This is a genomic window from Bradyrhizobium yuanmingense, assembly GCF_025200905.1.
GTDB classification, from domain to species: Bacteria; Pseudomonadota; Alphaproteobacteria; order Rhizobiales; family Xanthobacteraceae; genus Bradyrhizobium; species Bradyrhizobium yuanmingense.
On sequence record NZ_CP104173.1, the window covers coordinates 2,373,269 to 2,388,434 of the forward strand.

The window sequence follows — 15,166 nt, forward strand, 5'->3', positions numbered from 1 at the left end:
CGCGCTCCGAGCGCGCGAAACAACCATGAAGACGTTGCGTCTCTTGACGACTCTCGCGCTCGGCAGTGGCCTCGCCCTTGGCGCGTACTGGTTCTCGAACGAGGGGCGCTGGTCGGTCCATGCCGAGGTGACCCCGGCTGCGGCGCCAGCGGACCGGACTCCGCTCTACTATCGCGATCCGAGCGGCGCGCCGCTTTGGTCCGCCGGGCCGAAGAAGGACGACCGCGGGCGGGACTATCTGCCGGTCTACGATGACGACAAGGCCGCTCAGGCAGAGCCGAAGCCACCGCAGGCGGCTTCATCGCGAAAAATCCTCTACTACCGCAATCCGATGGGGTTGCCCGACACCTCGCCGGTGCCGAAGAAGGACCCGATGGGGATGAACTATATCCCCGTCTACGAAGGCGACGACGCCGATGACGGCACGGTGAAACTGTCGCCCGGCAAGATCCAGCGCAGCGGCGTGAAGTCCGAGCCGGTGGCGCGGCGATCGGTCCAGGTCCTGGTCAAGGCGCCCGGTACGATCCAACTAGACGAGCGCCGCGTCTCGGTGATCGCGATGCGGGCCGAGAGCTTCGTGCAGAAGATCGCGGACGTCACCACCGGCTCCCGCGTCAAGGCGGGCCAGCCGCTGATGGAGATCTACAGCTCGGCGGTCGCCTCCGCGGCGGCCGACTATCTTGCGACCATCACCTCCAAGACCGTCGGCGGGGTCGAGATCTACGGCCGCGGCTCGCGGCAACGGCTGATCAATCTCGACGTCCCCGAGCGGGTGATCGCCGAGATGGAGAGAACGCGTGTCGCGCCCGTCACCATCCATTGGTCGGCGCCGCGCGACGGGATCGTGCTCGAGCGCAACGCGATCGAAGGCATGCGCGCCAATCCCGGCGACGTGCTGTTCCGCATCGCCGACACCTCGCTGGTCTGGGCGCTGGTCGACGTCGCCGAGCGCGATCTCGGCAACATCGCGGTCGGGCAGTCCGTCGCGGTGCGCGCGCGCAGCTTCCCCGGCCGAAGCTTCACCGGCAAGATCGCGGTGATCTATCCGCAGGTGAACCGCGAAACCCGGACGGTTCGCGTCCGCATCGAGCTCGCCAATCCCGAAGCGTTGCTGCTGCCGGACATGTATGTCGATGCCGACGTCGACACGGCCGATAGCGCGCTTGTCCTGACGATCCAGGACAGCGCGGTGCTCGACACCGGCACGCGGCAGGCCGTCCTCGTCGACAAGGGGGACGGGCGCTTCGAGCCGCGGGAAGTGAAGCTCGGCCGGCGCGGCGGCGGCTTTATCGAGGTGCGCGACGGCCTTGCCGAAGGCGAAGCGGTGGTCACATCCGCCAACTTCCTGATCGATGCGGAAAGCAATTTGAAGGCCGCGCTGAAAGGCTTTGCCGAGGCTGCGCCTCAAGCCGCCGACGGCGGCCATGCGACGGGAGAGCACAAATGATCGCCCGCATCATCGCCTGGTCGGCGCGCAACCTGCTGCTGGTGCTGTTCGGGACCGGCTTTGCGGCGGCCGCCGGCTTCTACGCGCTGCTTCATCTCCCGCTGGATGCGATCCCCGACCTCTCGGACACCCAGGTCATCGTCTACACCGAATATCCCGGCCAGGCGCCGCAGGTGATCGAGGACCAGGTCACCTATCCCTTGACGACGGCGATGCTGACCGTGCCGAAATCGAAGGTGGTGCGCGGCTTCTCCTTCTTCGGCGTGTCGTTCGTCTACGTGATCTTCGAGGACGGCACCGACATCTATTGGGCGCGCTCGCGCGTGATGGAGTTCCTGAACGGCGCCACGTCGCGGCTTCCCGTCGGCGTCACCCCCACCATCGGGCCCGATGCGACCGGCGTCGGCTGGGTCTACCAATACGCCGTGATGTCGAAAGAATTGAACCTCGCCGACACGCGCACGATCCAGGACTGGAATCTGAAATTCGCGCTCGCCAAGGCCGAAGGCGTGGCCGAGGTCGCCAGCATCGGCGGCTTCGTCAAGCAGTACAACGTGGTGCTCGACCCGCAGCGCATGCGCGACCGCGGCATCAGCATGCAGAAGATCCGGGAGGCGATCCGTGCCAGCAATGCCGACGTCGGCGGCCGCACGGTCGAGCTGTCGGAGTTCGAATACGTCATTCGTGGCAAGGGCTACATCAAGAGCATCAACGATCTCGGCAACATCGTCCTGAAAACGAGCAACGGCACGCCGGTGCTGCTGCGGGACGTCGCCAATGTCGAGCTCGGACCCGACGAGCGGCGCGGCATTGCGGAGCTGAACGGCGAGGGCGAGGTCGCAAGCGGCATCGTGCTGCAGCGCTTCGGCGTCAACGCGCTCGACGTCATCGAAAACGTCAGGAAGCGTTTCAAGGAGATTGCGAGCAGCCTGCCGAAATCGGTCGAGATCGTCCCGGTCTACGACCGCTCGGGCCTGATCTATTCGGCGATCGACACGCTCAAGCACACGCTGTTCGAGGAGAGTATCGTCGTCGCGCTCGTCTGCATCGTGTTCCTGCTCCATGTCCGCAGCGCGCTGGTCGCGATCTTGATGCTGCCGGTCGGCGTGCTGATGGCGTTCGGCGCCATGAAGCTGCTGGGCCTGGGATCCAACATCATGAGCCTCGGCGGCATCGCGATCGCGATCGGCGCCATGGTGGATGCCGCGATCGTCATGATCGAGAACGCGCACAAGCACCTTGAGCGCGCCGAGCCCGGTCAGTCGCGTGTCCAGATCCTGATCGACGCGGCATCCGAAGTCGGCCCGGCGCTGTTCTTCAGCCTTCTCATCATCACCGTGTCGTTCATGCCGATCTTCACGCTGGAATCGCAGGAGGGGCGGCTGTTTAGCCCGCTGGCGTTCACGAAGACCTTCGCGATGGCGGCCGCGGCCCTGTTGTCCGTCACGCTGGTGCCGGCGCTGATGGTGATCTTCGTCCGCGGCAGGATCGTGCCGGAGAGGAAAAACGTCATCAACCGCTTCCTGATCTTTATCTACCGCCCGGTCATTAAGGGCGTGCTGCGTGCCAAGACGCCGGTGATCCTGGCTTCGCTGGTCGTGCTCGCCGTTACGATCTGGCCGGCGCGGCAGCTCGGCACCGAGTTCATGCCGACGCTGAACGAGGGCACGCTGCTCTACATGCCGACGACGCTGCCCGGCATCTCCGTGACCAAGGCGGCCGAGCTGATGCAGACGCAGGACCGCATCATCAAGTCGTTCCCGGAGGTCGAATCGGTCTACGGCAAGGCGGGGCGGGCGGCGACCGCGACCGATCCGGCGCCGACCGAGATGTTCGAGACGGTGGTCAGTCTGAAGCCGAAGGAGCTTTGGCGGGAAGGCGTCACCATCGACGGCCTGATCGCGGAGATGGACAAGGCGCTGCAGTTTCCGGGCGTCTCCAACGCCTGGACCATGCCGATCAAGGCGCGCATCGACATGCTGTCCACCGGCATCCGCACCCCCGTTGGCGTCAAGGTGATGGGCACCGACCTCGTCGAGATCGACCGGCTGGCGAAGCAGGTCGAACGGGTGATCAAGACGGTGCCGGGCACCTCATCGGCCTATGCCGAGCGCGGCATCGGCGGCTACTATCTCGAGATCGTCCCGGATCGCGAGGCGCTCGCCCGCTATGGCATCCTGATCCAGGACGTTCAGGACACCATCGCGGCGGCGCTCGGCGGCCAGACCGTCACGACGACGGTGGAGGGGCGGCAGCGGTTCACGGTGAACATGCGCTATCCGCGCGACCTGCGCGACAATCCCAAGGCGATCGCCAGCGATATCCTGGTGCCGATGCCCGCAGGCGGCGCGGTGCCGCTCGGCGAGGTCGCGAAGGTCGAGCCGGCGCGCGGGCCGACCTCGATCCGGACCGAGAACGGCCAGCTCGCGACCTACGTCTACGTCGACATCCGCGATCGCGACATCGGCAGCTACGTCGCCGATGCGCAACGCGCCGTGACTGACAGCATCCAGTTCCCATCAGGATATTACGTGGTCTGGAGCGGTCAGTACGAATATCTCCAGCGCGCCGCGGCGCGCCTGAAGATCGTGGTGCCGGTGACGCTGACGATCATTTTCCTGCTGCTGTACCTGAATTTCAGGGCCATGACCGAAACCCTGATCGTGATGCTGTCGCTGCCCTTCGCGCTGGTCGGCGGCATCTGGATGATGTGGTGGCTCGGCTTCAACATGTCGGTCGCCGTCGCCGTCGGCTTCATCGCGCTTGCCGGCGTCGCCGCCGAGACCGGCGTCGTGATGCTGATCTATCTCGAGCATGCACTGGCCGAGATCAAGGCGACGTGCAGCGCCGAGGGCAGGGGCCTCACCCGGCAGGATCTCCACGAGGCGATCATGGTGGGCGCGGTCGAGCGCGTCCGTCCCAAGATGATGACGGTCGTCGCCATCATGGCGGGCCTGCTGCCGATCATGTGGAGCACCGGAACCGGGTCGGAGATCATGCAACGAATTGCGGTGCCGATGATTGGCGGCATGATATCGTCGACGCTGCTGACGCTGATCGTGATCCCGGCGATCTTCGGGTTGGTGAAGGGTGTCCGCCTGCCGCCCACGCGCGAGGACAGAGAACAACCGGCTGAGATGCCCAAGCCGATCGGCGCCAGATTGCGCGTCGTGGAGCCGGCCGGATGAGGCGAGCCGTGACGCACGATCATATGTCAGGGCGACGGAGTGACAGAAGAGGAAGCCGAAGATGAAGCAACGCGCATATCTGATGACCCGCCGGTCCCTTGTCGGGCTGATGGCCGCGGCAGCTTTTGCAAGGCCCGCCGCGGCAGCATCCGACGCAGCCGCGCTCACGGTGCACCGGGATCCGAGCTGCGGCTGCTGCGCCGGCTGGGTGCAGCATCTGCGGGACGCAGGATTTACCGCCCAGGTGGAGGAGACTCCCGACCTCGAGCCGATCCGGGCGCGTCTCGGCGTCCCCTCGAACCTGGTCGCGTGTCACACGGCAGAGGTCGCCGGTTATGTCGTCGAGGGGCACGTGCCGGCCGCGGCCGTGCGACGCCTCCTCGCGGAGCGTCCAAACGCGAAGGGAATAGCCGTGCCGGGCATGCCGGTCGGATCGCCGGGCATGGAAGGCGGCAAGCCGCAGCGTTACGAGGTCGTGCTGTTCGGTGCCGACGGTCAGAAGCCGTTCATGCGCTTCATCGGCGCGCAGGAAATTGATTGAGAGTGCTGCGCGAGGCTAGAGTGCGATGACATGAGCCCTGATCGCGCAACGACGGAGGTGCGCTCCCTCTCCCGCTCGCGGGAGAGGGTTGGGGAGAGGTGCTTCCGCAATGGGACAATCCCCAAGAGGAGAAAGCCCTCACCCGGCGCTTCGCGCCGACCTCTCCCGCAAGCGGGAGAGGTTGCACCGAGCCCGTGGCAATCGATTCAACCTAAGGTCATTCCGCCTAGCCATCACTACGGCTGCGGCGGATAGCGCTCGAAGGCCGGCAGTTCGTGCGCATGCTCCATCCAGCGCAGGCGCTCGGCGACCTGGATCTGCATCGTGGCAGGCACGACCTCAGGGTCGTCGTAGGTCGCGCTCTGGATGTCGATGACCCCCGGCAGCATGTTGGCATTGACGTAGAACAGCCCGGTTCCGCACGCGCTGCAAAAGTGCCGCCGCCCGTGTTCCGAGGAGCGGTAAACCTTCGGCTCGCCCTTGGTCACCTTGACCGCGCCCTCGGGGTACATCGTCCAGCCGACGAGCGGAGCCCCGGCGTGAAGCCGGCAATCGCGGCAGTGGCAAAGCGCGTGCACGATCGCCTCGCCCTCGACCTCGTAGCGGATTGCACCGCAGTGACAGCCGCCCGTGATTTTGCTCATGCGTTCCTCCGATCGAAGATGAATTCAGATCGATAGCTCTCGAGCCTTTTGGCTTCAACAACGCAACCAATTCGAGATTGCGTCCTACTGTCGCCTGACAGCTGCTGCCATTTCCGACGAGCGCGACCAGGCTAAGTTCGCGCCCGTGTACGTTCGGTCCGCATCAGCCGTTGCTTCACCGTCCGGGCGATCGCAGCCGGCGCCTCCTCGGGGATCGCAAAGCACGAGCTCGCGTTGATCTCGCAGAGCACGTAGGTGTCTGCGCCGGCCGCATCTTTCGGCCCGTACAGGAAGTCCGCATCCCAGATCACCGGCAATGACGACTCATCGATGCCGAGCGTTGCCATCATCTGCGGCGTCCATTCGTCCTCCATCGCTCCTCGCAGCGCCTGGAATGGCGGAGCATCAGGCCCGTGCATGATCCGCGGCCCGGGCTGCGCCTCAGGCGCCTCCGGTCCCTCCGGCGGCGGCGGGATCAGCGCCTTGATCTTCTGGTGTCCGAAGCCTGCGACTTTGGCGCCGCTCATGTAGCAGCGGATCATGCCGTCGGGCAGGCGCGGTTGAAACGCCTGGTCGATGATGCAGCCGCCCCAACCGAAATAGGGCTCGCACCGTGCGAGCAGCGCATCGATCGGCATGTCCTCCGGCGTGCTGCCGCGCTGCGCGTGCAGCACGCGAACCATGCCTTCGGTATCGGGCAGGGCCTCAACCTTCCAGACCCCCTGGCCGCCATTGCCGCGGTTCTGCTTCAGCACGCGCTGGCCGCTGGCACGAAGGCGCGCCGGAAACTGGCTGCGGAAGCTTATGGCGGTGTCATAGCGGTGCGTGTCGGCGCCCCAGCCCAGATGCCGTGTCCGGTAGAGCACCTCCTTGACGCCCATCTTCAGAATGATGTCCGGATGCGCGCTCACCCATGGCCCTTGCGCCGCGACGTCGCGCAGCAGGGCGTCGAGCTCGGCGCGGGTCTTGCCCTGGTGGATCGGATCGACCCAGACCAGCACGCCGTCGGCTGCAAGCAATTGGTCGCGGACCGCGCCCGCAAAGCTCTCGTCATAGATCACTGGGAAGGCGTCGATGCCCGCGGCGGCGAGCGCTTCGAAGACGCGGACGAAGCGGCTGTTCTGCGCCATCGCCTCGCGCCGCGCGGCCGCGTCGCCGCGCGAGAGGATGGCTATAGTCTGGCGGGGAGAGGGGTGACGTTCGGTGTCCATGCGCAAGCTCCACGGATTTGCGTGCTGCGCAGAGCTTGGACCTGGGTCTCACGGGGAGTCTGCATCGTCCCCACGCCGACAATGTATGTGAAACCGCCTCGTCGTTTCAAGATGGCGGCTGGCGGGTTCCTTCAAAGGGTGAACTCTTCGTGACGTGACGCGGCCGTGCGCCGGTTGACAGTTCTGCCCTGCGGGTTTTTAGTCAGCGCGACGGGGATGTGCGATCTCCCCGCGAGGCGACATGCCCAAGCATCGCGTCCTGATCACCAAGGGCGCAGCATGTTCACACACCGCAACTCCATTCCACGACCCTCTCGGCTTGCCGGCATCCGAACCGCCATGGCATGCGCCTCCGCGGCGAGTCCGCTGTGTGTGGCGGAACGGCCGGAGCGGCCTCGCTTATCCGATTGGGGCAGGGACACACCCAGAGCTCAAGGGAGCTGATCCATGCATAAGACGGTTTCGGCACTGATCGGCGTCGCTGCCTGCTTCATCACGAACGCTCACGCGCAGAGCATCGACTGGCAAAAGGTCGATGAGACGCTGGGCCGCAAGCCCACCGTTGCGGACGATGTCCATCGCTACGGCTTCCCGCGCACCGATCTCACCGTGACGTTGGATGGCGTCACGATCAAACCGGCGCTGGCGCTTGGCGGCTGGCTGGCGTTCAAGCCTGCGCATGGCGGAACGATGGTCATGGGTGACCTCGTGCTGCTTGAGACCGAGATCAATCCGGTGATGGCGAAGATGATTACGAGCGGTCTCGAGATTACTGCCGTGCACAACCATCTGCTGCGCGCAAGCCCGGCGACATTCTACATGCACGTCGCCGGACACGGCGACCCTATCAAGCTGGCGTCGGCAATCCGTGATGCGCTCGCCGAAAGCAAGACGCCCCTGACGGTCGCCGCAGCCGGGAATCCGCCCTCTATCGATCTCGACACCGCAAAGCTCGATCAGATCATCGGCGTCAAGGGGCAGGGCAATGGCGGCGTCTACCAGTTCAATGTGAAACGGCGCGACCCGATCACGGAGAACGGCATGCTGCTAACCCCCGTCGGTCCAATGGGCGTCGCGACCGCCATCAATTTCCAGCCGACCGGCGGCGGCAAGGCCGCCATCACCGGCGATTTCGTGCTGACCAGCCACGAGGTGAATCCAGTCATCGCGGCGCTGCGGACGCATGGCATCGAGGTGACGGCGCTGCACAGCCATATGCTGAACGAACAGCCGCGACTCTTCTTCATGCACTTCTGGGCCAATGACGACGCGATCAAGCTTGCTGAAGGCTTGCGCGCGGCGATCGACAAGACCGCCAGCACCAAGAGCTGATCCAAGGCACAGAAAATGCACCGTGAGGCGTTTCAATGATTGAATGTCTGACGTGTTGGGGCAGCCGACGATGCGCGCCGCTTTGGCCTTTGCGTCGCGGGCGTCGGCACGGGCCGGTCTCGTCCTGGCCGTCTATGCTGGCTGTGCTGATGGGAGGAAACGCCATGGCCGAGAGCCTGAATTTTGACGACGCTCCTGCAGGAACAGCGCCGGCAGGGTCCGAAATTTCCGGCCTTCTGTCGATGGCGGGACCCATGGAGAGCCAGCCGGCGATACAGAAGCTGCGCGCCATCCTGCCGCCGCAAGAGCCCATCGCACATGCCCGCGAGTGGGCGAAGTCGCACCGCCCGAGATATTGACCAAGGCCTGATCCGGCTTGCAGGGCGAGGACAATCTCGGTGACTGTGGACGACGTTCGAGCAGCATCAGCTTGCCGACACGGCTTCGCTTACGCCGTCCTCGTTGTCCGCGAGGATCGTCTCCGATAGCAGCGCAGCGGCCTTCTGCAGGGGAGCTATGAACCGATCCAGCTCGGTGAAGCTCACCCGTGCCACGGGAACAGACACACCCAGGCACGCGATCAGCTCGCGATCCGGTGAGAGGATGGGAACGGCACAGCCGACCACGCCTCGCACATATTCTTCATTGGTCTTGGCCCAGCCGCGCTTGCGGGTCTCATCGAGCACCTTCATCAGGTGCTCGACGTCCACGATCGTGGTTTCGGTGTATCGCGTCAGCGTGAGCGCGTGGCACAGCTTCTCGCGCGCGCGTTCCGGCAGCCGGCTCATGTAGATCTTGCCGGTCGACGTGCAGTGGAGCGGGGCCGCTTCGCCGGGATTGAATTGCAGGCCTTGAGGTTGCGATACGCGGACGCTGTCGACGTAAGCAACGACGTTGTCCCGCACGACGCCGATCTCGCATTGCTCGCCGATTTCGGCGGCGACGGCGCGGAGCACCGCGTGCCGGCGGGCGGTACGGAAAGCTGCGCCGATGACGCGGGCCGACAGCGTGACCATTTGATTGCCGACCACGTACCGCTTCGTTCCCACGGCTTTCTGAAGCAGCCCGCGCTGCTCCAGATTTCCGATGAGCCGATGCGCAGTCGGCAGCGGCAGGGACAGCGCAGCGGCGATGTCCGCGACCGAGGCTGCTCTGGTCTGGCTGGCGACATAGCCAATGATCGCGAAGGCGCGGCCCAATGGCCCGTCGGTACTCGGCTGCTGCATTTCGCCAGTCTCCACCCGAAGTACAAATTATCATTTTTCGGAATGAAATATACTGGAATATGAAAATTTCTATAGGCACTTTTGTGTCGTGCCCATATCGTTGGCGCTGCTCGGTGGTGAACAGGATTTGTGCAGTGCGAGCCACCGGGGAAGTGCTTCAGGAGATCGGGATGTCAGGCCATTACGACGTCGATGCCGTGCGGAGGGAGTTTCCGGCTGCCGAGCGGATCACCTATCTCGATTCCGGCTTCCAGACGCCGCTTGCGCGCCCCGTCAAAGCGGCGATCGATCGTTTTCTGAGCGAAGGTCTCGAGACCGCCGGCCCGAAGAGCGTCTGGCTCGATCGCGTCGAGCAGACGCGCGAAAAGCTGGCGCGGTTTCTCGGCGTATCGGGCGACGGGATCGCCTTCACCAAGAACACCTCGGAAAGCATGAACATCGCCGCGAATGCGCTGCCGCTGCGCGCCGGTGACAAGGTCCTGATGATCCACGGCGATCATCCGAACAACGCCTACGCGTTCCTCAATCTGCGGCGCAAGGGTGTGACCGTCGCATTCGTGCCGATGACGGAGATCGTGAACGCCGACAGTCTTCGTCCCTACATCGATGCGAGCACGAGGGCGATCTCGATCTCGCAGGTGACATTCCATGCCGGCCATCGTTTCGACATCGAAAGCGTCGGCGCCCTCTGCGCGGAGAAGGGGCTCCATTTCGTCGTCGACGTGATGCAGGCGATCGGTGTCGTGCCAATCGATGCGAAAGCCATGCGCGCGACCTTCATCGGTTCGGGCAGCCATAAGGGGCTGCTCGTGCCGCAAGGGCTGGGCCTGCTCTATTGGGACAAGTCGAGGGCTGAGCTCGAGCCGACCTATCTTGCGGCCGCGAGCCTCGCTGAAGTCCCGGCCGATCTGATCGCCCGGCCTGACAGGCTCGATCCGGCCCCGAGCGCGCGCCGCTTCGAGCTCGGCAATTTCAATCTTCCGGCGATCCATGCCCTCGATGCCTCGCTCGACATGATCGAAGCGCTGGGCGTCGAGAACATCCAGAACCATTGTTTCGATCTCGGCGATCATCTCATCGCCCGGCTCGATGTGCTGGGCGTTCGCCTGGTCGGCCCTCGCGCGCGGCAGCATCGCGCGCCGCACATCTACGTCATTGCGCTGCCCGCGGCCGAATGGCTCGGCCATTTCGAGGAGAATAACGTCCGCGTGTCGCCGGAGCGAGACGGCATTCGCGTGTCGTTCGGGATGTTCAACACGATTGCCGACGTCGACCGCCTGATCGAGGTCATCCAGCGGCGCGGCGTGAAGCCATCATCGAGAGCCGCATAGGCTGTCCAGCAAGGAGACGTACATGACGAAGTTTGCATGTGTCTTGAGCATTCTGTCGGTCATTGGCGGCCTCGGCAGCGCCGCTTCTGCCGCCGACAGCCCCACGCTGGCCAGGATCAAGTCGAACGGCGCCATCACCATCGGTCATCGCGAGGCCTCGATCCCGTTCTCCTATCTCGGTCCCGACCAGAAGCCGATCGGGTTCTCGCTCGACCTCTGCGCGGCCATCGTCGAGCGCATCAAGGCGGAGACCGCCTTACCCAATCTCAAAGTCAATTACGTTCCGGTGAACTCGTCCAATCGCATCCCGCTGATCCAGAGCGGCACCGTCGACATCGAGTGCGGCGGCACGGCCAACGACAGGAAGCGGCAGGAGCAGGTCTCGTTTTCCGTCGCCACCTTCGTCAGTCAGCCGCGCTGGCTGGTCAAAGCGGACAGCGGCCTGAAGACGGCCGGCGATCTCAAGGGCAAAACCATCGTCGTCACCCAGGGCTCGAATGCCGTCGGCTTCGCGCAAGGCGTGAATGCGAAGGAGCAGCTCGGCTTCAACATCGTCCAGGCAAAGGACCATGCCGAATCCTTCCTGATGCTGAACACCGGCCGCGCGGCCGCGTTCATGGAGGACGACATTCTGCTCGCCGGCCTCAAGGCCGCAGCTCCGAAGCCGGATGCGCTGATATTTCTCCCCGAGGGTTACGCCAAGATCTATTATGGCCTGATGTTCACGAAGGGCGATACCGGCTTCAAGGCGCTGGTCGACGACGTTCTGTCGAAGCAGATGGCGTCGGGCCAGTTCGAAAAGACCTACGCCAAATGGTTCACCAGGCCAATTCCGCCCAAGAATGAGAACCTGGCGTTTCCGCTGACGGTCGAGCTCACGGAACGGATCGCGCGTCCCAGCGACGCGGTGGACTAATTGCGAGGTCGGCGGAGAGTGTCCCGCAAACCGAGCCCCGAGGTTCGCCATGTTTGCAGTGCTTCTTGAACAGACCGCAGACGGCCAGCGCTATATCGACTGGCTCGTCTCGGGCCTCGGCTGGACCCTCGCGCTGGCGTTCTTCGGCTGGTGGATTGCCTTCGCGGTCGGAGTAGTCGTCGGCATCGGCCGCACCGTGCAGAACCGGGCCGTCGCGGCGCTTGCCCGCCTCTATGTGGAGATATTCCGCAACATCCCCGTGCTGGTGCAGATGTTTCTCTGGTACTTCGTCCTGCCGGAGATTCTTCCCGCCTCGCTCGGGAACGCCATCAAGCAGATTCCGCCGCCCTGGGGATCGTTCTTTCCGGCGCTGGTGTGCCTCGGTCTCTACACCGCCGCCCGGATCGCCGAACAGGTGCGTGCCGGGATCGAGGCCCTGCCGAAAGGTCAGGTCGAAGCGGCAAGCGCGCTCGGGCTCGGCGGCTATCCGACCTATCGCCATGTCATCGTTCCGCAGGCGCTGCGCCTGATCATCCCGAGCCTGACCAGCGAGGTGATGGGCATCTACAAGAACACCTCGGTCGCGCTCACCATCGGGCTGATGGAGCTGACGGCGCAGGCCCGCCAGATCAGCGAAGCGACGTTCCAGACCTTCACCGCTTTCGGCGCCGCGACGCTTGTCTACCTCGCGCTGGCGCTCATCGCCTATCAGGGGATGGCGCTGATCGACAGGGCCGTGCGCATTCCGGGCACGAGCCCTGCGGACGATGCTGTCAAGCCGGGCGCGACGCACGCCATCCAACCGATTGATGCCCTGCCTGACGCGATGGAGGTCGTGAAGTGACCAGCCTCGATTTCTCCGTTGTGCTTCAGGCGTGGCCTTACCTCTGGTCGGGCCTGCTGTTTTCGCTGGCGCTGACCGCCGTTGCTTTCGTGGTCGGCCTGGTCCTCGGCACCTGCCTGGCCCTCGTGCAGCACTTCGAAGTGCCCGTGCTCGGCAAGCTCGTGCGCGGCTATGTCGCCCTGATGCGCTCGATCCCGCTGATCCTGGTCCTGTTCTGGTTCTTCTTCCTGGTGCCGATCGTGCTCGGTCATTTCGGCGGAAGCGGGCGACCGGTCCCGATCGGCGCCACCTGGACCGCCTTCATCACCTTCGGCCTGTTCGAGGCCGCCTATTATTCGGAGATCATCCGCGTCGGATTGCGCGCCGTGAACCGGGGACAGTTCGAGGCCTGTCAGGCGCTCGCACTCTCCACCTTCGACACCTATCGCTCCGTGATCCTGCCGCAGGTGCTCCGCGCCGCCAGCCCGATCATCCTGAGCCAGACCATCATCCTGTTCCAGGATACCTCGCTGGTCTACGTGCTCTCGCTCACCGATCTGCTTGGCGCAGCCTCGAAGCTGGCGCAGCTCAATGGCCGTCTGGTCGAGATGTATCTGGTCATTGCGGTGGTCTACCTCGCGATCAGTTCGGCGGCATCGCAATGCGTGGCGTCCTTGCGCAAGCGATATGCGATCGCGGGACTACGCCGCTAGCGCTGCGCACGGTCATCCCAGTCTTTGGAGAGGAAAAATGCTTGAGTTCGCTGAGGGGAATCGGGCGTCCATCGTCACCGTTGAAAATTTGGTGAAGCGGTTCGGCCATTTCACGGCCCTGAACGACGTCAATCTCACGGTCGCGGTCGGCGAGAAGATCGTGCTGTGCGGCCCCTCCGGCTCGGGCAAGTCGACCTTGATCCGCTGCATCAACCACATCGAAAAGCACGATGCGGGGCGCATCGTCGTCGACGGCATCGAGCTGTCGGACCGGATGACCGACGTCAACGGCATACGTCGCGAGGTCGGCATGGTGTTCCAAAGCTTCAACCTGTTTCCGCACCTCTCCGTCGTCGAGAACTGCATGCTGGCGCCGATGAAGGTGCGGGGCCTGTCCCGCACTGATGCGCATGAGCGCGCGATCAGTCTGCTCCGCAAGGTGCGCATTCACGACCAGGCGAACAAATATCCGGGGCAGCTCTCCGGCGGCCAGCAGCAGCGCGTCGCCATCGCGCGGGCGCTGTGCATGCAGCCGAAGATCATGCTGTTCGACGAGCCGACCTCGGCGCTCGACCCGGAGATGGTCAAGGAGGTGCTCGACACCATTGTGGAGCTCGCGAAAGACGGCATGACCATGGTCTGCGTCACGCACGAGATGGGCTTTGCCCGCGAGATCGCGGACCGGGTGGTGTTCATGGATCGCGGCTCGATCGTCGAGGAAGCCGATCCCGAAACCTTCTTCCGCGCGCCGAGGACGGAGCGGGCGAGGGATTTCCTCGGCCAGATCATCCATTAAAGCGCGATGCGATTAGGATGAATCGTCATCGCGCTTTAGGTTATTGTTTGAAGCATGATCTTTTCGGAAAACCGCTTCACACTTTTCCGGATCATGCTCTAGCGATCCGTCTCGATCTGCGAACCGATCGAGGGCGCATCGCCGGTTGCGGCATTGTTTCGAACCAGCCTACTCATGCCGCCAGATTCTCACCGCCGAAATGACCAGGATCACGGCCAATCCCGGCAGAAGAATCGAATTCGGGACGACGCCGAGAAGCAGGCCGCCTATGAATGTCCCGACGACCGACCCGATGGCCATTGCAAGCATGAACTGCCAATTCGCGCGGAGCACCGAAAAGCTCTGGTCGCGACTATAGCGCGCAAATCCCACCAGCATGGTCGGCAGGCTCACCGCGAGCGAGAGGCTGCCCGCGAGCTTCACGTCCGCGCCGAACAACAAGATCAGGGTGGGGATCAGGAATTCCCCTCCGGCGACGCCGAGCAACGATGCCACGATCCCGATCGCAAAGCCCGCTGCTATGCCCGCGACGATCAGGCTCACGCCTGTCAGCGCCGGTGGGGTTGCCGCCTCGTTGCCATGTGCGAACAGAAGCATGCCGGCGATCAGGAGCAGCAGGACGGCAATGATCCTGTAGAGCGTCCCGGACTCCAGACGCGTCGCCCAGGATGCCCCCGCATAGGCGCCGACGAGGCTGCCCGCCAGCAGGTTCAGGATGATCGGCCAATGGGCATGTATCTCCGCGAACGGAACGGCGCGTGCGCGAAACGGCAGTGCGCTCGCCACCACGATCAGGCTCGTCGCCTTGTTCAGAATCACGGCCTCGAGGCCGCGAAATCCGAACAGGCTGATGAGCAGGGGCAGCCGAAATTCTGCACCGCCGAGACCGATCAAGCCGCCCAGAGTGCCGATGATTGTGCCCGAGCCGAACGCGGCAGGATTGTTTCGCATGGACACGGAAAGATGCGCCAAAGACAACACCCGCGACGGACGGCTCC

14 protein-coding genes are annotated in these 15,166 nt (G+C 64.2%); 10 read left to right on the forward strand and 4 right to left on the reverse strand.

All coding sequences use genetic code 11. From position 1 onward, the window contains the following. The first annotated feature begins 25 nt into the window (after positions 1 to 25). The 3 genes from N2605_RS11095 to N2605_RS11105 all read left to right on the forward strand — a co-directional run bounded on the left by N2605_RS11095 (position 26) and on the right by N2605_RS11105 (position 5,176). Positions 26 to 1,447, forward strand: coding sequence for an efflux RND transporter periplasmic adaptor subunit (locus tag N2605_RS11095; RefSeq protein WP_225171825.1), 1,422 nt, complete (start codon positions 26 to 28; stop codon positions 1,445 to 1,447). Beyond that, the gene (locus tag N2605_RS11100; RefSeq protein ID WP_225127209.1) at positions 1,444 to 4,635 is read left to right on the forward strand and encodes an efflux RND transporter permease subunit; all 3,192 of its coding nucleotides are present in this window, start codon (positions 1,444 to 1,446) and stop codon (positions 4,633 to 4,635) included. Before N2605_RS11095 ends, N2605_RS11100 begins: the two co-directional genes overlap by 4 nt. 61 nt (positions 4,636 to 4,696) lie before the next feature. Further along, positions 4,697 to 5,176, forward strand: coding sequence for a DUF411 domain-containing protein (locus tag N2605_RS11105; protein WP_036005872.1), 480 nt, complete (start codon positions 4,697 to 4,699; stop codon positions 5,174 to 5,176). A 236-nt stretch (positions 5,177 to 5,412) separates the two neighbouring features. On the opposite strand, the gene N2605_RS11110 is transcribed toward N2605_RS11105, so the two are convergent. Further along, on the reverse strand, positions 5,413 to 5,820 hold the full coding sequence (locus tag N2605_RS11110) for a GFA family protein (protein WP_225127207.1): 408 nt from the start codon (positions 5,818 to 5,820) through the stop codon (positions 5,413 to 5,415). A 131-nt stretch (positions 5,821 to 5,951) separates the two neighbouring features. Beyond that, positions 5,952 to 7,031 carry a Cj0069 family protein gene (locus tag N2605_RS11115; protein WP_260346564.1) on the reverse strand — a complete coding sequence of 360 codons (1,080 nt, stop codon included), beginning with the start codon at positions 7,029 to 7,031 and terminating at the stop codon, positions 5,952 to 5,954. A gap of 447 nt (positions 7,032 to 7,478) precedes the next feature. Here N2605_RS11115 and N2605_RS11120 point away from each other — a divergent pair, with 447 nt between their 5' ends. Then, a complete protein-coding gene (locus tag N2605_RS11120; RefSeq protein WP_260346565.1) occupies positions 7,479 to 8,363 on the forward strand; it encodes a DUF1259 domain-containing protein in 885 nt (294 codons plus the stop codon). A gap of 164 nt (positions 8,364 to 8,527) precedes the next feature. Beyond that, positions 8,528 to 8,722, forward strand: coding sequence for a hypothetical protein (locus N2605_RS11125; RefSeq protein WP_225111727.1), 195 nt, complete (start codon positions 8,528 to 8,530; stop codon positions 8,720 to 8,722). Between the two features lie 66 nt (positions 8,723 to 8,788). Here N2605_RS11125 and N2605_RS11130 read toward each other — a convergent pair whose 3' ends face one another. Continuing rightward, the gene (locus N2605_RS11130) at positions 8,789 to 9,589 is read right to left on the reverse strand and encodes an IclR family transcriptional regulator (protein ID WP_260346566.1); all 801 of its coding nucleotides are present in this window, start codon (positions 9,587 to 9,589) and stop codon (positions 8,789 to 8,791) included. Positions 9,590 to 9,759: 170 nt separating this feature from the next. Between N2605_RS11130 and N2605_RS11135 the strand changes: the two genes are divergently transcribed. The 5 genes from N2605_RS11135 to N2605_RS11155 are packed head-to-tail and all read left to right on the forward strand — an operon-like array spanning position 9,760 to position 14,168. Continuing rightward, positions 9,760 to 10,920 carry an aminotransferase class V-fold PLP-dependent enzyme gene (locus N2605_RS11135; RefSeq protein ID WP_260346567.1) on the forward strand — a complete coding sequence of 387 codons (1,161 nt, stop codon included), beginning with the start codon at positions 9,760 to 9,762 and terminating at the stop codon, positions 10,918 to 10,920. Between the two features lie 22 nt (positions 10,921 to 10,942). Beyond that, positions 10,943 to 11,836 (forward strand): amino acid ABC transporter substrate-binding protein, encoded by an 894-nt coding sequence (locus N2605_RS11140; RefSeq protein WP_036023221.1) that lies wholly within the window; start codon positions 10,943 to 10,945, stop codon positions 11,834 to 11,836. A 49-nt stretch (positions 11,837 to 11,885) separates the two neighbouring features. Then, the gene (locus N2605_RS11145) at positions 11,886 to 12,680 is read left to right on the forward strand and encodes an amino acid ABC transporter permease (protein ID WP_109144378.1); all 795 of its coding nucleotides are present in this window, start codon (positions 11,886 to 11,888) and stop codon (positions 12,678 to 12,680) included. Then, a complete protein-coding gene (locus N2605_RS11150; RefSeq protein WP_260346568.1) occupies positions 12,677 to 13,372 on the forward strand; it encodes an amino acid ABC transporter permease in 696 nt (231 codons plus the stop codon). Before N2605_RS11145 ends, N2605_RS11150 begins: the two co-directional genes overlap by 4 nt. Before the next feature lie 37 nt (positions 13,373 to 13,409). Continuing rightward, entirely contained in the window at positions 13,410 to 14,168 is a 759-nt protein-coding gene (locus N2605_RS11155; protein ID WP_311735368.1) for an amino acid ABC transporter ATP-binding protein, read from the forward strand. Positions 14,169 to 14,336: 168 nt separating this feature from the next. On the opposite strand, the gene N2605_RS11160 is transcribed toward N2605_RS11155, so the two are convergent. Continuing rightward, positions 14,337 to 15,119 (reverse strand): sulfite exporter TauE/SafE family protein, encoded by a 783-nt coding sequence (locus N2605_RS11160; protein ID WP_036005848.1) that lies wholly within the window; start codon positions 15,117 to 15,119, stop codon positions 14,337 to 14,339. Positions 15,120 to 15,166 lie beyond the last annotated feature (47 nt).